The sequence below is a fragment of the Sediminibacterium sp. FW305-C-269 genome, from assembly GCF_058231045.1.
In genome coordinates, this window is the sequence record NZ_JBIQXQ010000002.1 from 875,462 (window position 1) to 894,863 (window position 19,402).

Annotated in this window: 21 protein-coding genes; 5 read left to right on the forward strand and 16 right to left on the reverse strand. The window is 46.9% G+C overall.

Translation table 11 applies throughout. The annotated features are described in order from the left end of the window. Positions 1–579: 579 nt before the first annotated feature. Positions 580–939 carry a hypothetical protein gene (locus tag ACH3Y6_RS09125; RefSeq protein ID WP_490835292.1) on the reverse strand — a complete coding sequence of 120 codons (360 nt, stop codon included), beginning with the start codon at positions 937–939 and terminating at the stop codon, positions 580–582. Next, positions 932–1,552, reverse strand: coding sequence for an RNA polymerase sigma factor (locus ACH3Y6_RS09130; RefSeq protein ID WP_490835293.1), 621 nt, complete (start codon positions 1,550–1,552; stop codon positions 932–934). Before ACH3Y6_RS09130 ends, ACH3Y6_RS09125 begins: the two co-directional genes overlap by 8 nt. 22 nt (positions 1,553–1,574) lie before the next feature. Between ACH3Y6_RS09130 and ACH3Y6_RS09135 the strand changes: the two genes are divergently transcribed. Continuing rightward, entirely contained in the window at positions 1,575–2,351 is a 777-nt protein-coding gene (locus ACH3Y6_RS09135) for a C40 family peptidase (protein WP_490835294.1), read from the forward strand. Between the two features lie 71 nt (positions 2,352–2,422). On the opposite strand, the gene ACH3Y6_RS09140 is transcribed toward ACH3Y6_RS09135, so the two are convergent. From ACH3Y6_RS09140 to ACH3Y6_RS09195, 12 genes are all read right to left on the reverse strand, one after another. After that, positions 2,423–2,578, reverse strand: a complete 156-nt coding sequence (locus ACH3Y6_RS09140) for a hypothetical protein (RefSeq protein WP_490835295.1) — start codon at positions 2,576–2,578, stop codon at positions 2,423–2,425. 32 nt (positions 2,579–2,610) lie between these two features. After that, positions 2,611–3,081, reverse strand: a complete 471-nt coding sequence (locus tag ACH3Y6_RS09145) for a sulfite exporter TauE/SafE family protein (protein ID WP_490835296.1) — start codon at positions 3,079–3,081, stop codon at positions 2,611–2,613. Positions 3,082–3,096: 15 nt separating this feature from the next. Further along, a complete protein-coding gene (locus ACH3Y6_RS09150) occupies positions 3,097–3,645 on the reverse strand; it encodes an inorganic diphosphatase (protein ID WP_490835297.1) in 549 nt (182 codons plus the stop codon). A gap of 17 nt (positions 3,646–3,662) precedes the next feature. Beyond that, positions 3,663–4,019, reverse strand: a complete 357-nt coding sequence (gene crcB, locus ACH3Y6_RS09155) for a fluoride efflux transporter CrcB (protein WP_490835298.1) — start codon at positions 4,017–4,019, stop codon at positions 3,663–3,665. A 14-nt stretch (positions 4,020–4,033) separates the two neighbouring features. After that, positions 4,034–4,429 (reverse strand): hypothetical protein, encoded by a 396-nt coding sequence (locus tag ACH3Y6_RS09160; RefSeq protein WP_490835299.1) that lies wholly within the window; start codon positions 4,427–4,429, stop codon positions 4,034–4,036. A gap of 77 nt (positions 4,430–4,506) precedes the next feature. Further along, positions 4,507–4,836, reverse strand: coding sequence for a DMT family transporter (locus tag ACH3Y6_RS09165; protein ID WP_490835300.1), 330 nt, complete (start codon positions 4,834–4,836; stop codon positions 4,507–4,509). 55 nt (positions 4,837–4,891) lie between these two features. Next, complete coding sequence (locus ACH3Y6_RS09170; RefSeq protein WP_490835301.1) at positions 4,892–5,446, reverse strand: NADPH-dependent FMN reductase; 555 nt, start codon at positions 5,444–5,446, stop codon at positions 4,892–4,894. Between the two features lie 18 nt (positions 5,447–5,464). After that, positions 5,465–6,043, reverse strand: coding sequence for a GDP-mannose pyrophosphatase NudK (nudK, locus tag ACH3Y6_RS09175; RefSeq protein WP_490835302.1), 579 nt, complete (start codon positions 6,041–6,043; stop codon positions 5,465–5,467). A gap of 22 nt (positions 6,044–6,065) precedes the next feature. Then, positions 6,066–6,695, reverse strand: coding sequence for a Pr6Pr family membrane protein (locus ACH3Y6_RS09180; protein WP_490835303.1), 630 nt, complete (start codon positions 6,693–6,695; stop codon positions 6,066–6,068). 65 nt (positions 6,696–6,760) lie between these two features. Beyond that, positions 6,761–7,384, reverse strand: a complete 624-nt coding sequence (locus ACH3Y6_RS09185) for a MerC domain-containing protein (RefSeq protein ID WP_490835304.1) — start codon at positions 7,382–7,384, stop codon at positions 6,761–6,763. A 14-nt stretch (positions 7,385–7,398) separates the two neighbouring features. Beyond that, the gene (locus ACH3Y6_RS09190; protein WP_490835305.1) at positions 7,399–10,200 is read right to left on the reverse strand and encodes a M16 family metallopeptidase; all 2,802 of its coding nucleotides are present in this window, start codon (positions 10,198–10,200) and stop codon (positions 7,399–7,401) included. Between the two features lie 48 nt (positions 10,201–10,248). After that, a complete protein-coding gene (locus ACH3Y6_RS09195; protein WP_490835306.1) occupies positions 10,249–11,334 on the reverse strand; it encodes a tryptophan 2,3-dioxygenase family protein in 1,086 nt (361 codons plus the stop codon). A gap of 144 nt (positions 11,335–11,478) precedes the next feature. Here ACH3Y6_RS09195 and ACH3Y6_RS09200 point away from each other — a divergent pair, with 144 nt between their 5' ends. From ACH3Y6_RS09200 to ACH3Y6_RS09210, 3 genes are all read left to right on the forward strand, one after another. Beyond that, positions 11,479–12,840, forward strand: coding sequence for an alpha-amylase family glycosyl hydrolase (locus tag ACH3Y6_RS09200; RefSeq protein WP_490835307.1), 1,362 nt, complete (start codon positions 11,479–11,481; stop codon positions 12,838–12,840). Positions 12,841–12,955: 115 nt separating this feature from the next. Then, positions 12,956–13,768: an orotidine-5'-phosphate decarboxylase gene (pyrF, locus tag ACH3Y6_RS09205; protein WP_490835308.1), complete on the forward strand. Its 813-nt coding sequence runs from the start codon at positions 12,956–12,958 to the stop codon at positions 13,766–13,768. Positions 13,769–13,856: 88 nt separating this feature from the next. After that, positions 13,857–14,780 (forward strand): metallophosphoesterase family protein, encoded by a 924-nt coding sequence (locus ACH3Y6_RS09210; RefSeq protein ID WP_490835309.1) that lies wholly within the window; start codon positions 13,857–13,859, stop codon positions 14,778–14,780. Here ACH3Y6_RS09210 and ACH3Y6_RS09215 read toward each other — a convergent pair. Then, positions 14,767–15,381: an SGNH/GDSL hydrolase family protein gene (locus ACH3Y6_RS09215; RefSeq protein ID WP_490835310.1), complete on the reverse strand. Its 615-nt coding sequence runs from the start codon at positions 15,379–15,381 to the stop codon at positions 14,767–14,769. The genes ACH3Y6_RS09210 and ACH3Y6_RS09215 overlap by 14 nt on opposite strands. Before the next feature lie 10 nt (positions 15,382–15,391). After that, the gene (gene kynU, locus ACH3Y6_RS09220) at positions 15,392–16,657 is read right to left on the reverse strand and encodes a kynureninase (RefSeq protein ID WP_490835311.1); all 1,266 of its coding nucleotides are present in this window, start codon (positions 16,655–16,657) and stop codon (positions 15,392–15,394) included. A 196-nt stretch (positions 16,658–16,853) separates the two neighbouring features. On the opposite strand from kynU, the gene ACH3Y6_RS09225 reads away from it, so the two are divergent. Next, entirely contained in the window at positions 16,854–19,376 is a 2,523-nt protein-coding gene (locus ACH3Y6_RS09225; protein WP_490835312.1) for a S9 family peptidase, read from the forward strand. Positions 19,377–19,402: the final 26 nt, after the last annotated feature.

Below are 19,402 nucleotides of genomic sequence, written 5' to 3' on the forward strand. Positions count from 1 at the left end.
TAGAGATCCTCTTTAAAAGTATGTCGTATTTCTTTCGAAATCCAGGTTGAAATGCCCACAAAAAATGGGTGTTTTCAACGGATACGAATTCGTCAGATTGTCCGAATTTTGAGATGTCAAATTTTTTATAAGACATGGCATAGGTGTTTTATAAAAATTTGAGGAATTTCTGTTTAAAATCCAATATCTGTAACCTCGGTAGTTAACCAGGATTGCTCTGTTGCATCCGGATTAACCGATAGGTATGTTACCAAGCATCAATAGCCGGCAAGATGGTTTCCGCTGTTGATGCTTTTTTTATATCCTTTTCCGGTACCGCATATACAGAAAAAAAATTTAATAAAAAAGCGTTTATAAACGGTTTTTTAGGAAAGTAAATTGTTTCATTTTTGACAAGTAGAATGAGGGCGTTCAATTATGAACTGGTGGGTATGAGAAGTCGTTATAAGAGCATGATCCAATCATCATCTCGGTTTTCTTAGTGATTGTTCAGTAAATGAAACATGTCATCCCCATTCCAGGTGTACCTGGCGGCTTCGGGGGGAGTCTGGGGGATGATGTGTTTTTTATTACCCAGCCCTAGTGTTTTACCCTGAGAAAATGAATCAACAGATAACCTGTTACGCATAAAAGCAGGATTGCCAAAACGGCTACGGTAAGCCAGTTATGGTCTTTGAGTTTGCGTTTGTTTCTGCGCAGTGTTTTTTTATCGGTCTGTTTCTGTAATTGCCGGTTGAGTTGTTCCACATACAGTTTTACCTGTTCCGGGTCTTTAAAATGCTGTAATCCCTCAATGGCTTCATTTACAAAATCAGAGTCGGCCATTTGTTTTTCAATGGCGAACCTTTCTTCTTCTGTGGAATGGCCATGCAGGTAACGCAACAATTCTTCACTGCTCAGTTCCTCATCATGGTTCAATATGTTTGTCAGGTTACTCATTTCGGGTATGCATTTTCTTTTCTACCAGTATTCTCAGGTTGCGTTTCCCATTCTGAATATAACTTTTTACCTGTAGTAAACTATATCCGGTTATGTCTACGATTTCCTGGTAGCTCTTTTTTTGCAGGTAGAACAAAGTTACACAGGTTTTCTGCTCCGGGTTCAGTTCTTCCAGTGAAGACTCGAGCAGGGTAAGGGTTATTTCCTTGTGTTCAAATTCCCACCGGTCTGTTTCGGGCGAAGCTAACTGAGTATTTTCTTCTACGGATACGATCACGTTTTTATCGCGCAGTTTCATCAGACAGTGGTTGCGTGCTACCATATACAACCAGCTTTTGAGATAATCCACTTTGTATTTGCCGAGTTCTGTGATTGCTTTCAGGAAAATATGCTGTACCGCATCCTTGGCCTCTTCTTCATTTTTCAGATATTTCATGCATACGCCCAGCAATAATAAAGTATACCGTTGCAGAACAATTCCCAGCCACTGGTTATCCCTGTCGCGGTAAAATTTTTCCAGTAGTTCCTGGTCGCTGATATGTTCGTACCGGTTTGTACCCACTAGTTGAATGTAAGCATTTTCTGTATAGATGCGCGTGTGGTAAAATTCCATATCTTGACCGCAAATTTGTACTATGGTTTTTATGGTCTGCATGGTTCCCGCCGCCCCGCTCAGGAAAGAAGAAGCGCATCGTTCAGAAATGGTGAGCCAGCTATTGTTCGGCGAATTGGCCGAAGTGCTGGAGGAGGGCAAACAGTTCACCCGCATCCGTTGTGTATATGACGGGTATGAAGGCTGGTGCCAGTCGAGCCAGCTGATGGTTGTGGAACCTTCGATTGTACAACCGGATAGCACCCTGATAGCACCTGAATGGCATAACCTGGCCGCTATCAATGGGCAACCGCTGCATTTGTCGCTGGGAACCTCCCTGGGCATCTTCACCAACAATAAGGCGCATATTGGGGAACACAATATTGTATATCTCGGTAAAACATGGGACAGCCGGGAAGCTGTGTTTGCAGAAGATGCTATCCGTTCGCTGGCCATCCAGTATATCAATACGCCCTATCTCTGGGGAGGGAGGTCAATATACGGTATCGACTGCAGCGGGTTCTCGCAGCAGGTTTTCCGGTTTTTCAATATCCGTTTACCAAGAGATGCTTACCAGCAGGCAGAAAAAGGAGAAGTCGTGGGTTTTCTGCAGGAAGCGGTTTGCGGCGATCTTGCATTTTTTGATAACGAAGAAGGCAGGATCACCCATGTAGGCATCCTGTTCTCTCCGGATACCATTATCCATGCTGCCGGTAAGGTTCGGATAGACAAGATCGATAATATGGGCATCATTAATACAGATACCGGCGAACGGACCCACAAGCTGCGTATTGTAAAAAGATATATGCCAGGTTTTTAACAGGCCTGGTTCCAATGAAAAAAGCAACCCGGCGGGTTGCTTTTTTCATACTATAGATTTTTAAAGTCGTTTTAGATAAGGTCCATGGCTTTGGCAAAATAAGTAACGGTGCCGGGCAGTGCCAGCCAGAAGAACTCGCGGTAAACAACTAATAATGTGATCATGGCTGCGAGCCATACAAAGCAGAGTGCCCAGTATTTTCCTTTTGATTGTTTTACTTCTTCCATGTGTTGAATTTTGGCAAAGATAGGGGGAGAAATCATTTTAACCCCAAACCCTGGCCGGTTTGTTGAATATTTGTTGTAGCCACCCCGGTTGTTTTGGTTGCCGGGGATTTGGGCTTGTCGAAAAACAGCATTTTTACGGCAATGAGCATCAAAACAATGGCAAAGATCTTTTTCATTTTCTCATCACTCACCGATAAAGCCAGTTTACTGCCAAGAAAACCACCCAATACAAAGGCTGAAGCAATAATGACCACATAATTTACATTCAGGTAACCCTGTTTGTAATACTGTATAACTGCCAGAATGCCCACCGGTAACAGCAGGATACCCAGTGATGTGCCTTGTGCCAGTTTTTGCGAAAACCCAAGAAACAGCACCAATGCGGGAACAATGATGATACCTCCGCCAATGCCGATCAGTCCGCTTAAAAAACCGGCGGACAATCCTACGATCAGCAATAAGATCAGTGTGGTAAGGGTCATTTTGTTGGGTTTACTTGACAAAACAAATCGGTTAGATTATTTTATAAAAGTTGCTTTATAGAAACGGATGGCTTCTTCAATAATGCTGAGAGCCTGGGCCTTGTCGCCAAAATCTTCCACCACTACGGTCTTGTTCTCCAGCTTTTTGTACTCTTCAAAGAAATGGCGCAATTCGTCAAAGAAGTGTTTGGGTAGTTCTTCAATATTGTTATAGTGATTTACACCCGGGTCGTTGGCTGCAACGGCAATGATCTTATCGTCGGGGTCGCCGCCGTCGATCATCTGCATCACTCCCACTACTTTGGCTTCCATAATGGTCAGGGGTTGTACGGGTAGAGAAGTGATTACAAGGATATCCAACGGATCCTTATCGCCACCATAGGTCTGCGGAATGAATCCATAGTTGGTAGGATAGTAAAAAGAAGAAAAGATGACCCTGTCCAGCTTCAGCAGGCCGCTGGCTTTATCTATCTCGTATTTGCAGCGCGAGCCCTGGGGGATCTCGATAACTGCGTTTACTACCCTTGGGGCATTGTCTCCGCTGGGAACGCCATGCCAGGGGTGAAGTACATTCTGAGTATGCATATGTTTGCTTGCTTGTTTTATTTGGTTAACCAATAGCCCAGAGCCACTGCTCCAATACCCAGTAGCAGGGTGGCGCCGGTATATGTTGCAAATGTCCCGTATCTTTCCTGACCCAGCAACTGTAAATTTTCCCAGGCAAAGGCCGAAAAAGTGGTGAATCCGCCACAGATGCCGGTTGCCAGGAACAAGCGCCAGTTGCTAAAACCCTCTTGCCGGGCTGCTACGCCCATGATGGCCCCGATCAGTAAGGAACCGAGCAGGTTTACCGTAAATGTAGCATAAGGGAAATTTTCCAGCCTGATCAACTGTCCGGTAAGATAACGTAACATAGAGCCGATCATACCTCCCAGTCCTACCAGTAACAGTTGTTTCATCGGTATGGTTGTGTTTATTGTGATTTTCCCAGGTTTACCAACCAGGTCTGGTCTCTTTTTACCACCTGAAGGGTATGGGTTGTTTTATCAAATGAATTGCTATAATGAATTTCTGTGGTGCTGTCGGTCAGGTCTTTTACTTCATGAATATTGATCGATGCATTCCGTAGTTGCTGTCGCCCCTCCTTATCTTTTTCACGATAGCTTTTTTCTGTCTGTTGCAGCAAATGATGGTTCGGCTCATCAGCCACAGTATAGAAAGCAGCTTTGGAGAAGTCTCCCTGCAAACAGGCATTCACATACTCGCGCCCTGCATCCAGTGCATCTTCAGCTTTCCGGTACGAGGTGGATTCGGAACCGCCACTGCAAGCCGCAAGCAGCAGAAAAGCTAACCAGGTAAATTGTCTCATGGTGAATTCTTGGTGTAAAGGTACAATTCAGGGGGTATCCGCCGAAAAATATGGCGATCCGGTTCTGCCACCGGTACTTACTGTGCAGAAACCAGTTTTAATCCCGCAATGGATGCGATCAGCGTTATGATAAAAAACAACCGCCAGAAGTCTGCCGGCTCCTTAAAAAACAGGATCCCGATCAGGGCGGTTCCAACGGCCCCGATACCTGTCCAGACAGCATATGCCGTACCCATTGGCAGGGTTTGGGTGGCTTTATACAGCAGGTACATGCTCAGGGTAAGGCTGATAAAAAATCCGGCTATCCACAACAGGGAACTTGTTCCGGTGGTGATGCGTGCTTTTGCCAGGCAGGTGGTAAAACCGATCTCAAATAATCCGGCTATGATTAGTACTATCCAGTTCATAGGCGTAAAGATAGGGAGCTTCTTTCGGGTGTGTTCCGATCCGTAAACGGCGTTTTCAGGGCTGTGATGAAATTTCGGGCTCTATGCTGTTAAGGAATGCAATGAAATCATCCATCAGCCCACAGATGGCTTTTTCGGTAGCTGTATCTGTGACCCGTCCGTCCGGGTCGATCTTTGTTTTGGGTGCCGATATCAATAAGGAGCTTTTGGCGCTAAGTTGGGCTCCTAAAGTCTTCATCACCAGGTGGAGGTCTTCATGTGCTTTCTGCCCGGAGGAGGAAGCAGTGATCAGTGCCGCAGGTTTGTTGCTGAACAGGGTGGTGGATACGGTCCATTCGATAGCATTCTTGAAACTTCCGGGTAAACTGAAGACGTATTCCGGAGTACAGATCAAGATGCCGTCCGCTACCCCGATCAGCCGGCGGAAATGCACGACAGTTTCGGGAAAAGGCGCTTTATCCAGATCAGTATTAAAATGGGGGAGCTGGTCAATTCCCTCATACAGGGTAAACAAAGCCTGGTTGGCATAACGTGCCGCAATGAATGCCAGGATATGACTGTTGACAGAATGTTTTCGGGTGCTGCCACAGATGGCGAGGATCTTTTTCATGTACAAAACTTCCAGTGTTTACACAAGATGGTTCAGTTGGGCATATTGCAGCAGCATGATCGTTTTGGCATCTTTGATCTCGCCCCGGGCAACCATCTGCATTGCCTTATCCAGTGTCATTTCCAGCACTTCAATGTTTTCCTGTTCGTGTTCGAGTCCGCCACCATCGTGCAATTTCATCTGTTTGTTGTATTCCGCCACAAACAGGTAGAGGATCTCGGTAACCGAGCCGGGCGACATATAAGCTTCCATGACCTTGCGCACTTCCTTGACCTGGTACCCGGTTTCTTCCTCCGTTTCGCGGCGGATGCAGTCTTCTGGATTATCCGTGTCCAGTAACCCGGCGCACACTTCTATCATCATACCGTTGGCATTGCCGTTGATGAATGTGGGCAGACGAAACTGCCGGGTGAGGATAATGGTTCCCTGTTCCTGGTTGTACAACAGGATAGCTGCACCATTACCACGGTCATAAGCTTCGCGTACATGTGTTTTGCGGGTACCGTCTGTATCGGTGAAAGAATAAGTGACTTTTTTGAGGATATACCAGTTATCGGACAGGATCTTGGATTCCAGAATCTGAATATCAGTTACCATGTAATGATTTTAGGATGAAAGTTTATGCAACCGCTTCCTTTCGGGAAAAGCGTTTGGCAATACCGATCAAAGCTAAGGAGAGAACCACAAAAACCAAGAGCAGCAGGCAACCGTTCATCACAACTTTGGCATAACCCAGGCGGGTAACATTGATAAAAGGATAAGGATAGAAGCCGGTGATTGCGCCACGCACCATCACATAGATAAAATAAGCGGACGGCAGCTTGAGCCAGTGTTTTATGTCCTGCCATTGCAGGGTCAATTTAGGTACGTATACGATCCAGAAAAAAAGCATCATCAGCGGACTTGCTGAGTGTAATATTTCGTCTGACAATTTCTGCAGGCCCTGTGGATGCCAGATAGAACGTAACAACAGGTTATATACGATACCTACGATCAGTATATATACTGTTACAGCACTTTGTGTTCCTGGTCTGGTTAAAAAAATTTTCCATTCTCCTTTCAGGAAGAATCCGGTAAAGCAAGTGGCTACAGCAATATTGGCGATGATGGTGAAGTAGCCAAAAAATTGTGTAACTGTTTTCAGGATCGATCCTGCGGTTCCATCCATCAGGAAATAAAATTGTACCCAAACCGCGAGCCAGATGATAGCGGCTGCAAAAAAAGCATAATTCCGGAGGGAGGAATTCATTTGGAATGGTTTAAGGGGTAATATAGGTAAAATCTTTTTCCCCCTTTGCAGCGTGAAAAACACGGTTAACAGCAGTGGTTTCCTGCCTGGATAGGGGGGCAGGGCCGGGTACCGTAACTGCAGAAAACACAGCAGTCGCCTGCCAATGGTTTGAGTCTTGTTTTACATTGGGCGCATTCGTAAAAAAATACGCAGGAATCAGTGGGCATGTCTTCTTCTTTCTGATGCCCGCAAACAGGGCAGGTAATGGTTGATCTCAGCTCTACTGTTTGTCCATGATATACCGTACAACTTATGCAGGAATGATCCATGGCATTCCGTTTCATGTTCCAGATCGTGGCTGCCAGCAGTAAAAACATGCCCGTATACAGGATATAAGTCCAATAATCGCTTTCGTTGAAATGATAAGCATACAAAATGAGGATCCCCCCTGAAACAGCTGCCAGTAAAGGGTAAAGATACCGGTGTTTCCGGTAGGCGAGGTACAGGCCGGCGACAGACAGCAATACCATTGCCTGGAAGATCCACATGGTCCATCCCCCAAACAGTTCCGAATTTCCCAGCCCGAGCATAGTGGCCACAAAGGCGAAAAGCGGGAAACAGCAAGGTGATAAAATGGCCGTAAGAAACAGCCCTGCTGTGCCCAGTTTGTCAATATAGGGGGTAACTGCCCGATTCGAATTTTTCAATATTTACGCAGGTGTTATTTATTTTCAGGTAGTAATACCAGTTTTACAAAATTGTTCTCATCAAAATACCGGTTAGCCAGTACCAGGGTCCTTTCTACAGTGAGCTGTTTTACTTTTTCAGGGGCTGCCAGTATTTGCAGCGGGTCTGCATTTCTGAAAAATTGCTGTTCCAGTTTGAACCGCCAAAAGCTGTTCTCTTTTATTTCATTCTCAAGGCTGCGGGTCTGTTCTGCAATTACTTTATCCACATTTGCCTGTGATACGCCGGAGGCCTTGGTATGTTTGATCTCTTCCTGCACCAATGCTGCCAGTTTGTCTACATTCTCCGGTGCGCAGCCGAACTGGATGCCGATACTGTAACTGGGTACCGGTTCCCGGCTGATACCTCCACTTACCCCTACGCCATATACGCCACCCGCATCCTCTCGCAGAACCTCTCTCAGCTTAATGCCAAGGGCTTTGCATAACTGACCCAGTTGCAGGTCATCTGTTTCATTGTAGCTGTCAACTGTTCCGGTATAATATAGCCGAACACTGGCTTTGTTCTCTTTGCCCTTGCGGATCAGTTTGCTGATCTGCCCGACCGGGTAACGCATACCCACATCTTTCCAGGTCTCTCTTTGCGGACTGCCGGGTAAGGAAGCCACATATTTTTCGATCAGCGGTTTGATACTGTCTATGCTGAAATTACCGACAAAAGTGAATAAGAACTGCCCGGGATTGCTGAATCGTTCCTTAAAAATGGTGAAAGCCCGGTCGAGACTGATGCGTTGCAGATCATTTGTTGTATAAGGCTTGCGGCGTGGGTGATAATTCCCCATGATATACCCTACAGAATCAGCGAAAACAGATCCGGGGTCTTTATCCTTGTTCTCCAGTTGGGCTTTGAACTGCTGCATCACTACCTGGAACATGGCGGAATCCTTACGTGGCGCTACAAAACTGCCATGCAGCAATTGTAAGGCCGTTTCCAGGTCCTTCACCGTACTGTTGCCATTCATGCCCTGCATGGTACTGGCGATGGAGGCAGACACATAACAGTTTTTGCCACTAAGGGCTTTTTGCAATTGTTGGATGTCCATATTGCCGATGCCACCCACAGAAGCCACTACCGAAGCATTGGCAGCATTGATGTAATCGCTGTCATCATACAAAGAAGTGCCACCCCAGCTGATACAGGAAAACTGGATATCGTCATTCTTGAAATGGGTGGGTTTCAGTACCACACGGGCGCCGTTAGACAACAACCATTCGGTGGTGCCGATGGCTTCATATGTTTTTTCTTTCACCACTTTGCCTGCCATCGGTTCTATGGGTAGTATGGGAGAGGAGGAGACTTTGTCTACATATGGTTTCAGTTTTCCCAACGGCTTGTTCAGTTGCGCCATTACCATCGCTTGCGAAGGCAGGTTCTTTTTTTCTTTTTCCGGCGCGGTGATCACCAGGGATCGGTTGGTAGGTCTGATCCAATGGCTAATCAGGTTATTCACTTCAGCAACTGTGATCGTGGGCAGGAATTTTTGGTATAATGCATATTCATAAGCAATGCCAGGAATAGCTTCACCTTTCAGGTAATGCTCCACGAGTTCCTGCAAGAGTTCTGCTGACTTGGTCTTATCGCGTTCGTTGTAAGCATTTTCCATCCGGGATAATACATTCTTCACCGCACGGTCCAGTTCGGTCTGCACAAAACCATATTGTTTTACCCGTTCGTTCTCAGTAAGCAGTGCCTGGATGGAAGCGGTTATGTCTTTCCCGGTCTTTGCCACGGCCAGCAAACTGAAAGCGTCTTTATCACCGATGAAGCTTCCATAACTGCTGCTGCCGAAAAGAAAAGGTGCATCGGGTTTTTGTGAGAGCTCATCCAGCCGGCTGCTCATCATCTGGTTGAACAGTCCGCGAACGATGTCTGCCCGGTATTGCGTTTCTGTTTTTACTACCGGTGCCTGTGGTAATGTATAGTACAGTTGCATCACATTGTATGGCTGTTCCACATCGGTCAAAATGGCAATACGGGTTTCGGTATGAGCAGGAATGCTGTATTTGATCCGTTTTTTCGGATTCACCGCAGGTGGTATCCGTTCAAAATGTTTCCGGATCATTTTTTCTGTTTCAGCCACATCAACATCTCCTACTACGATCACCGCCTGCAGATCGGGTCGATACCAATCTTTGTAATAGGCGGTAAGCTGCCGGTGAGGAGCCGTATCAATATTGGCTTTTGTTCCAATGGGTAGACGTTTTGCATATTGCGAACCTTTCAGCAATATGGGAAAATATTTATCCCGCAACCTGGCTTCAGCACCGCGGCCCAATCGCCATTCTTCTATGATCACACCACGTTCTTTGTCGATCTCTGTGGGTTCAAAACTTACGCCGTGGGCCCAGTCTTCCAGAATCTGCATCGCCTGCTGATACACCATCGGACTATCCGTGGGAACCTGCAGTTCATAAATGGTCTCGTCGAACGAAGTGGAGGCATTCAGGTCTGCACCAAAATTCACGCCGCTTCTTTCCAGGAAATTCACCAGTTCGTTTTTTCTGAAATGGTTGGTTCCGTTAAAACTCATGTGCTCCACAAAATGGGCCAGCCCCACCTGTTTGTCTGTTTCCAGCACGGAACCCGCATTCACCACCAGTCGCAACTCAGCACGGTTTCTGGGTTCCTGGTTGTGTCGGATATAGTACGTGAGCCCGTTTTTCAGTTTGCCGATCTTTACGGCAGGGTCTACCGGAAGCAGTTTGTCGTTTTTCTGGGCAGTCAGCTGAAGTGATAACAGGAGTAGTGAAGCGATAAAGATGCTGCGTAAATTCATAAACGGGTATTGTGGTACGAAGGTAGGTTTTAGGACGAGCAGATCAGGTCAATGCATGAAACCCAGGTTCCTGATCAGTTCATCGGGTAATTTCGGGAGTTTTTTACGTTCGATCAAATAAGTGGATAGACCTGAGAGATCCCGGTATACATAATGTTTATTCAATGCGCCTTCCAGGTAACCTGCGCCGGAAGTATTGCCGGTACCTACACGCATACCGATCATACGACGAACCATCACCAGGTGTTTGTGGCGCCAGTTACTCATCAGGTGATCGATCTCGATCAAAGCATCGAGGATCTGGTAGGAGGTCTGGAACATGGGAAAATCGCGGTATAACATGATAAAAAGTGCGGAACGTAAGGCCGCCGGTGAAAAATTGCTGCGTAACAGGTCCAACTGTTCCGGACTGTAACCGGCGGGTATTTTCTCAAAAAATACATAGTCAAAATCTGTCAGTTTGTTACGCTCCCTTTCGGTCAGCCCAGCCTGGTAAATATGCCGGTAATCGTTCCAGAAAACATGCTGTGGAATACCGTCTGGTGCCACACGCTGGTAATCTTTCCAATAAGATGTGGTAAAGAAGGGCATCCGCTCCAGCCAGTCATTGACCAGTTGCAGCAGGTTTTTCTGCGCTTCAGTGGCAGTGATGTTCTCGTAATCGGTTTGTGTAAAACCACCTTCATTGGTGCGTTTGTAATATTCTTTGTGGTGACGTTTTTCCAACTGTAATCCCAGCCTGGCTTCCAGTAACCGGAACTGTTTGCTCTGGAAACCTGAAGAGGGAGTGAGCAGGTTCCGGAACTCCAAAAAATCGAGTGGTGTCATGGTATCCAGGATATTTACCTGCTGGTTCAACAATTGTATGATCTGTATGATCCGGTTCAGGCGGTGACGTACCAGGTTCAGGTCTTCCGAATTATCGTTGATCTTTTCCTGGCTAAAAACCCCCATCACATAGTCCAGCTCGAACAGGATCTGTTTGAACCATAATTCATAAGCCTGGTGGATCACGATGAACAGCATTTCATCGTGGGCGGGTTCATTCCCTTTTTCAAAACTTACAGGATGCTGGGCATCCAGTATCCTGCCCAGTTGCAGGTAGTCGCCATAATACATGTGTTGTTGTTCCATAGGGCAATCGTTGGGTACAAAGAAAAGCTTAGTTTACCTAATTCTTCCGCATATCAGCAATTTGGGATAAGGTGTTTTTGGGGGGATAGTTGTGTTTGTTTTACACAACCCTTTTCAATAATTTTATGGTCTAAACCGATCGTTATGCGCAAAGCCTACCTGCTGTTGCTGTTTGTGATGGCTGCTTTTGTTTCCTGTAAGAATGGGGCCAATAACCCTATGGTCAGTGATACCGGTTATATTGACGGGCATCCTGCCTGGATCATGCAGGGTAATATCTACGAAGTCAATGTACGCCAATACACCCCGGAAGGTACTTTTGCAGCTTTTGCCAAACACCTGGACCGCTTACAGCAGATGGGGGTGCAAACACTCTGGTTTATGCCCATTAACCCGATCAGTAAAACAGACCGGAAAGGAACATTGGGCAGTTATTATGCAGTATCGGACTATACGGCGGTAAATCCGGAATATGGTAGCCTTGACGACTGGAAGGCATTGGTGAAGCAGGCGCATGCAAAGGGTTTTAAAGTCATGATGGACTGGGTGCCGAACCATACCGGAGCGGACCATTACTGGTTGCAGAAACACCCTGATTTTTATGTGAAGGACAGTAAGGGACAACCGGTATCTCAGTTCGACTGGACAGATACCCGCAAACTCAATTTCGCCAATGCAGAATTGCGGGATAGTATGATACAGCAGATGAAATACTGGATTACGGAGACCGGTATCGACGGGTTCCGTTGCGATTATGCCGTAGGGCCTTCGCGGGATTTCTGGACAAACTGCGTGCGGGATCTGAAAGCCACCAAAAAGGAATTCTTTATGCTGGCAGAGGCCGACAGTGCCTGGTTGCACGAAGTGGGTTTTGATGCCACTTATTCCTGGCCCGAATTCAACATGATGAAACTGATCGCAGCTGGTAAACGTAATGCGGCAGCGATGGATAGTGTGATCAATAAAAGCGATACCACATTGGCAAAAAATGCCATCCGCCTGTATTTCACCAGCAACCACGATGAGAACAGTTGGAACAAAGCAGATTTTGAGACCATGCCAGGCCTGTCCCATGCACCTTTTGCGGTTTTGACACAGACCTTGAAACGCTCTGTACCATTGATCTACAGCGGACAGGAGGAACCGGTATTGCGGGCCATTTCATTCTTTGAAAAAGATACGATGCGTTTTGAGAAACTTCAGCGGGCAGGCCTGTACCAGAAACTGCTGAACCTTCGTAAGCAGAATCCTGCATTGAGTGCCCATGCATCGTTTGCCAGGCTGACAACCGGAATGGAAGATAAGATCTATGCCTATGCCCGGGAAGCCGGCACACATAAAGTGGTGGTATTGCTCAATTTTACGAACACACCGCTGAATTTTTCCGTAAAGGACGGATTGCTTACCGGGGAAGCCACAGAGATCTTCTCCGGTAAAAAAGAAAAAATGGAGCCGGGGAAACAATTCAGTTTGCCGGCATGGGGATACCAGGTGTACAGTTATTGATGGATTGCATGCATCAACCCATCTTTGCACTTTTCAGGGTACTTCCTGAAAAGCGCAAAGACATTTTTACAACAGAACCTATGGCCGAAGGCGATAGCCTTGTATCTTTGAACACATGAACAGACAAGAACTGGTAACCCGGATCAGGGAAAAAAAAAGCTATCTCTGTGTAGGACTCGATACGGATATCACCAAGATTCCGAAACACCTGCAATCAAATCCCGATGCAGTATTTACATTCAATAGAGCCATCATCGATGCTACCAAGGATCACTGTGTGAGCTATAAGATCAATACAGCTTTTTACGAATCGCAGGGTTTGAAAGGCTGGGAAGCCATGGAAAGGACCGTTCACTATATTCCTAAAACACATTTCACCATTGCCGATGCCAAACGTGGCGATATCGGGAATACCTCATCACAATATGCCAAGACCTTTTTTGAAGTGCTGCCCTTTGATGCCGTAACCGTGGCGCCGTACATGGGGGAGGACAGTGTACGTCCCTTCCTGGAATATACAGACAAGTGGACCATTGTACTGGGGCTTACTTCCAATGCCGGCAGCAACGATTTTCAGCAATTGTCATTGTCTGGCGGCGATACTGAAACACGTTTATATGAAACAGTCTTGCGTAAAGTTGCATCCTGGGGTACACCTTCCAACCTCATGTTTGTGGTGGGCGCTACGCGGGCCAGTGACCTGGCGCATATCCGTACCATCATTCCGGAACATTTTCTGTTGGTGCCCGGCGTGGGTGCACAGGGGGGGAGCCTGCAAGAAGTAACGAAATACGGATTGAATACCGATACCGGGTTGCTGGTGAATGCCAGCAGGGCGGTGATCTTTGCCAGCGGTGGAGAAGATTTTGCGGAAAAAGCAAACCAGGCGGCGGCAGCTTATCATACTGAGATGGCTTCTTATGTATAGTGTACTTTTTTGATCGTTGCGGGATTCCTTAGGTACCTGCCGATCACGATGCGTTTCCAGACTCTGTAAAAAATGATACCTGATTCATATGAACAGAAGAAAATTTCTGCAGCAAAGCTCTTTATCTGCTGCTGTACTTTCCATTACACCTTCGGCTTTTGCCGCACCTAAAAAGAAAGGTTCTTTCCGGATAGGGTTCCTGACAGATGTACATGTAAAACCCACAGATACTGCTGAGCAGGGGATGCGTAATGCTTACCGGCATATCAATGCGCTCCGGCCTTCTGTTGATTTTATTGTGAACGGTGGCGACGCAATCATGGATGCATTGAACGCATCCAAGGAAAAAGTGCAGAAGCAATGGGATGTATGGAGCCGGGTATTACAGGCTGAGAACCGCTTACCGATCTACCATTGTATCGGTAACCATGATGCCTGGGGTTGGCAGATGACCGATCCGGAAGTGAAAAATGATCCACTGTACGATAAACAATGGGTATTGCAGCAACACAAAATGCCGGGACGTTTCTACAGTTTTGCACACAAGGAATGGAAATTCATAGTGCTGGATAGTGCACAGGAGAACAACGGCGGCTATATTGCCCGTATTGATGAGCCCCAGTTTGCCTGGCTGGAAAATGAACTGAAAAATACGGATGCACAACAGCATGTCTGTATCATCTCTCATATTCCCATCGTCTCGTTTGTATCGGCGGTATTCTCCGACAAGAATGAGGCCAATGGCGACTGGCGTATTTCGCGTGCCTTACTGCATGTGGATTCCAGGAGGCTGACAAACCTGTTTAAGGGCTATGCTAATATTCGTTGCTGTTTAAGCGGACATATCCATATGCAGGATGCGGTCGAGTACAAGAACATACAATACTTTTGCAACGGTGCGGTAAGCGGTAACTGGTGGGGTGGTGCTTTTCATGATTTCGATCCTGCTTATGCGGTATTCGATTTTGCATCTGATGGCAGCGTGAAACGGGAAATGGTCACTTACGGCTAAGCGATTGTAAAATGGTTGCGGTTTTTGCAGCCCATACGGCATGTTCCTTGCCGGAATAATGCAGCTGGTCGCTCGTAAGCAGGCTTTTGTCTTTGGCTGCTTTCCGCGTATCGTCTGTGATGCTGATAAAATGTGTCTGGTTCTTCCGTGCCGCCGACTCGCAAGCCCTGTTGAACATATCTATCTCCTGCCGGATCAGTTCTGTATCTTTTCCTGCTGCAAAAGGAGTTTGTCCCCAGTCAGGAATGGATAAAACGATCACATGGTCAGCTTTGTTTCCCGTAAGATGAATGGCTTTGTGCAGGAGAAATTCAAAATCGGTTATAAAATCCTCCAGTGGTAAACCCCGGTACTGGTTGTTCACGCCGATCAGTAAAGACACAAAATCATATGACTCACTGAGTGAAGTATGCAGGATATGTTCTGCCAGTTCGGAACTGGTCCAGCTCGTTTTGGCAAGGATCTCAGGCGCCAGAAAAGGGAATCCCGCTTTTCTCAATAGTTGCACTGTCTGGTAAGGGAAACTTTCGTGCAGAGCCACCGATTCACCGATGGTATAAGAATCGCCCAGGGCCAGATAGGTATAGTGGTGTTTTGACATATTTGTCGGATTAGAAGTGATCCCTCAGTATTTCGTAAAACCGGTATACATCTGCAAAGCTAACATACATGGGCGCGGGGGCTACACGGATCACACCAGGCTCCCGGTAGTCCACAATAATGCCACTTTCGATCATCTTGTTGTGGATCTCTTTACCCCGCTCCTTAAAGTACAAAGATAACTGGGCGCCCCTTTCTGCTGCATCTGTCGGCGTAATGATTTCGAATGCGAGATTGGGTAACTGGTGCAACAGGTATTCGAGATAAGCGGTCAGCCGCACACTTTTTGTCCGTAACCGTTCCATGCCGGCTTTGTCAAACAACTCCAGGGAAGCTTTCAACGCAACGGTGTTGAATACCTGTGCCGTACTGATGTTCCAACCGCTTGCATTTGTTTTAGGTATAAACCCTTTTTCCATTTTAAACCGTTCCTTCTCATCGTTACCCCACCAGCCACCGAGCCTGGGTGTTTGTGGGTTGGAGGCATAACGTTCGTGTACGTATACCCCGCCTACGGCGCCAGGTCCGGCGTTAAGGTATTTATAACTGCACCAGGCGGCAAAATCAACTTCCCATTCGTGTAATTGCAGGGGGGTATTGCCCACTACATGCGCCAGGTCAAAACCGGCAATGGCATTCACCTGGTGTGCGGCGCGGGTGATCCGTTGCATGTCGAACAGTTGTCCCGTATAATAATTGATCCCCCCAAACAATACCATGGCCAGACGGTCGCCATGTGCTTCGATAGTGGCAATGATATCTTCAGTACGAAGGTTTTTTTCTCCCGGCCTGGGACCGATCTCCAGGATGGCAGTTTCAGGCTCCAGTCCGTAATGCTTTACCAGGGTCTCCACTGCATACTGGTCGGAAGGGAAGGCTCCGGCTTCCATCAGGATCAGGTATCGATCCGGATGGGGTCTGTAAAAACTCAGCATCAGCAGATGCAGGTTTACAGTAAGGGTGTTCATGACGGTCACTTCTGTTTCCTGACAGCCCACAATCCTGGCCAGGGAAGGTTTCAGGTATTCCTGGTAATATAACCAAGGGTTTGCACCACCAAAATACCCCCCCACCGCTTCTTCCCGCCAACTCGAGAGTTCGGTCTGGATGGCCTGTTCCACATTCCTGGGTTGCAAACCCAGTGAATTGCCGCAGAAATAGATCACATCCCTGCCGTTCTTTTTCGGGAAATGGAACTGTTGTTTGAACTCCGCCAGCAAATCGGCAGCATCGGCTTCTAAAGCAAACTCTTGGGTAGCTTGGAAAGGAACAGGCATGGCAATCGTTTGCTGCAAAATAAGGAGTAAAAACCATTTAATGGAGCAGCTGATGGCGAAGAGTGGGCGGCAGACGACCGAATTATTCCAACAGTTAATCCATCCATCCAGAACCCGCCAATTATTTTATTGGAAACGTGGGATTTTAACCGGTTTACTTTACTTTCATTGCTTCCAAAAACAAAAACTAACTGCCATGAGAAGCTTATTGCTGATCCTGTTATTATCTGTCATGGGTCTTTCGGCCCATGCACAGTCCGTACCGGTTACCAAAGCCAATTACCAGCAGGCTGCCCGGTATTCTCCCAAAAAACTGGAAAAATTGATCTTCAGTACCAGCGTAGACCCGCACTGGTTAAAAAAGAGCGACCGTTTCTGGTACATGTACGAAACCACTGAAGGGAAAAAATGGTATATCGTTGATCCTGTAAAAGGAGAGAAGAAACAATTGTTCGATAATGCCGACCTGGCCGCCAAGATCACCCGTATTGTAAAAGACCCTTTTGATGCACAGCACCTGGGGCTCGACAGCATGCGTTTTGTAAAAGACGAGAACTGGATCCAGTTTGAAGTGAAGAGCACGCAGGAGATCGAGAAAAAAGATTCCACCGCCAAAAAAGGAACGCCACCTGTGAAGGAGAAAAAGATATTCTATTTTGAATACAACCTGACTACCGGTGAACTGGTGGAACTGAACGATTTTAAAAAGCCCAAACGTAAACCCAGCTGGGCATCCATTTCTCCCGATGGAAATACCGTGTTGTTCGGAAGGAATTACAACCTGTACTGGATGGATAAGGCCAATTATGAAAAGGCACTCAAAAATGAAGAGGATTCTACAATTGTTGAGAACGCCTTGACCAAAGATGGTATCGAGAACTTCAGCTATTTCTCAGAAGGCAACCTCTCCGGTACCGGTGATAGCAATGTTGATAAGGAAAAGAACCAGAAAAAACGGAAGCCGGTGTTTGCTTACTGGTCGCCCGACTCCAGGCATTTTGTCCTGGGCAGAACCGATAACCGCAAAGTGAAAGACCTCTGGGTCATTAACAGCCTGAGTGATCCGCGACCAACACTGGAGACCTACAAGTACTGGATGCCCGGCGAGAAAGATGCGCCCGTAGATCACCTGTACCTGTTTAATATGACCAGCCAGAGCGGTACGGAACTGAATGTATCATTGTTTAAGGACCAGGATGTGTCTGTGTGGGCAGACCCAGGTAAGATCAATACACGTGACGATGATTTCCGCCCGTTGAAATGGCTGGGAACCAATGATAAGTTTTATTTTACCCGCACCAGCCGCGACCAGAAAAGGGTAGATGTATGTGTGGCCGATATTGCAACAGGTACCATAAAAGCTTTGATAGAAGAGCGGTTCAATACCTATATTGAAACAAGGAGGCTGGGCCTGGTGAATGACGGAAAGGAATTTGTTCAGTGGAGTGAGCGTGATGGGTATGCACACCTGTATCTCTATGACGAGAATGGCAAACTGAAGAACCAGATCACATCAGGAACTTACCATGTGGAGAATATTCTGGGTATCGACGATGCCAAACGTGTGCTCTATTTCTCAGCCAATGGCCGTGAACCCGGAGAAGATCCATACTACCTGCATGCTTATAAGGTGAATTTCGACGGAACCGGCCTGAAGCTGCTAAATGCGGGAGAGTATGAGCATGCCATGAACATGAATGACGGCAAAACTTTCTTTGTCGATAACTATTCCCGTGTGAATACTGTTCCTAAATCTGCGCTGTATGCAGCAGACGGAAGAAAGGTGATGGACCTGGAAACGGCCGATCTCCGTTCGCTGATGGCAACCGGTTATAAATTCCCGGAAGTGTTCAAGGTAAAAGCAGATGATGGTATCACCGATATCTATGGTGTCATGTACAAACCTTTCGATTTTGATTCTACCAGGAAATACCCGGTGATTGAATATGTATACCCCGGACCGCAGACAGAAGCAGTGAACAAAGCCTTCTCCCGTGGTATGGATCGTACGGATCGTTTGGCACAGCTGGGTTTTGTGGTGATCACAATGGGTAACCGTGGCGGACACCCTTCGCGCAGCAAATGGTACCACAATTACGGGTACGGTAACCTGAGAGATTATGGTCTTGCCGATAAAAAAGCCTGTGCAGAGCAGCTGGCAGACCGTTATTCCTACATCGATATTAACCGGGTGGGTATCCATGGACACTCAGGCGGAGGTTTCATGAGCACTGCTGCTATGCTGGTGTATCCTGACTTCTTCAAAGTGGCTGTATCATCTTCCGGTAACCACGACAATGCCGTATACAACCGCTGGTGGAGCGAGCAACACCATGGCGTGAAGGAAGTGATCGGCGAAAAAGGAGATACCAGTTTCGTATATAATATTGAAAAGAACCAGGATCTGGCCAAAAACCTGAAAGGTCACCTGATGTTGTCAACCGGCGATATCGATAACAACGTACATCCTGCCGGTACCACAAGGGTAGCCAATGCACTGATCAAAGCCAACAAACGCTTTGACCTGGTGATCCTGCCCGGTCAGCGCCATGGATATGGTGATATGGTGGAATATTTCTTCTGGCGCATGGCAGACTATTTTACCGAGCACCTGATGGGAGATAAGTCTGACAGACCCGTAAGCATCACAGAGATGGATAGGGAAACTGAACAGACCGGTTCCAAAATGCCGGCCAGAAGAGGCGGGCCTGAGGAATAACCTGTTTCAAAACGACTGAAGAAAAC

Excerpts from the sequence above, each read along its gene's own strand:
- ACH3Y6_RS09125 (WP_490835292.1), bottom strand. The coding sequence starts at position 939 with ATGAGTAACCTGACAAACATATTGAACCATGATGAGGAACTGAGCAGT.
- ACH3Y6_RS09130 (WP_490835293.1), bottom strand. The coding sequence starts at position 1,552 with ATGGAATTTTACCACACGCGCATCTATACAGAAAATGCTTACATTCAA.
- ACH3Y6_RS09135 (WP_490835294.1), top strand. The coding sequence starts at position 1,575 with ATGGTTTTTATGGTCTGCATGGTTCCCGCCGCCCCGCTCAGGAAAGAA.
- ACH3Y6_RS09140 (WP_490835295.1), bottom strand. The coding sequence starts at position 2,578 with ATGGAAGAAGTAAAACAATCAAAAGGAAAATACTGGGCACTCTGCTTT.
- ACH3Y6_RS09150 (WP_490835297.1), bottom strand. The coding sequence starts at position 3,645 with ATGCATACTCAGAATGTACTTCACCCCTGGCATGGCGTTCCCAGCGGA.
- crcB (WP_490835298.1), bottom strand. The coding sequence starts at position 4,019 with ATGAAACAACTGTTACTGGTAGGACTGGGAGGTATGATCGGCTCTATG.
- ACH3Y6_RS09160 (WP_490835299.1), bottom strand. The coding sequence starts at position 4,429 with ATGAGACAATTTACCTGGTTAGCTTTTCTGCTGCTTGCGGCTTGCAGT.
- ACH3Y6_RS09165 (WP_490835300.1), bottom strand. The coding sequence starts at position 4,836 with ATGAACTGGATAGTACTAATCATAGCCGGATTATTTGAGATCGGTTTT.
- ACH3Y6_RS09170 (WP_490835301.1), bottom strand. The coding sequence starts at position 5,446 with ATGAAAAAGATCCTCGCCATCTGTGGCAGCACCCGAAAACATTCTGTC.
- nudK (WP_490835302.1), bottom strand. The coding sequence starts at position 6,043 with ATGGTAACTGATATTCAGATTCTGGAATCCAAGATCCTGTCCGATAAC.
- ACH3Y6_RS09180 (WP_490835303.1), bottom strand. The coding sequence starts at position 6,695 with ATGAATTCCTCCCTCCGGAATTATGCTTTTTTTGCAGCCGCTATCATC.
- ACH3Y6_RS09190 (WP_490835305.1), bottom strand. The coding sequence starts at position 10,200 with ATGAATTTACGCAGCATCTTTATCGCTTCACTACTCCTGTTATCACTT.
- ACH3Y6_RS09195 (WP_490835306.1), bottom strand. The coding sequence starts at position 11,334 with ATGGAACAACAACACATGTATTATGGCGACTACCTGCAACTGGGCAGG.
- ACH3Y6_RS09200 (WP_490835307.1), top strand. The coding sequence starts at position 11,479 with ATGCGCAAAGCCTACCTGCTGTTGCTGTTTGTGATGGCTGCTTTTGTT.
- pyrF (WP_490835308.1), top strand. The coding sequence starts at position 12,956 with ATGAACAGACAAGAACTGGTAACCCGGATCAGGGAAAAAAAAAGCTAT.
- ACH3Y6_RS09210 (WP_490835309.1), top strand. The coding sequence starts at position 13,857 with ATGAACAGAAGAAAATTTCTGCAGCAAAGCTCTTTATCTGCTGCTGTA.
- ACH3Y6_RS09215 (WP_490835310.1), bottom strand. The coding sequence starts at position 15,381 with ATGTCAAAACACCACTATACCTATCTGGCCCTGGGCGATTCTTATACC.
- kynU (WP_490835311.1), bottom strand. The coding sequence starts at position 16,657 with ATGCCTGTTCCTTTCCAAGCTACCCAAGAGTTTGCTTTAGAAGCCGAT.
- ACH3Y6_RS09225 (WP_490835312.1), top strand. The coding sequence starts at position 16,854 with ATGAGAAGCTTATTGCTGATCCTGTTATTATCTGTCATGGGTCTTTCG.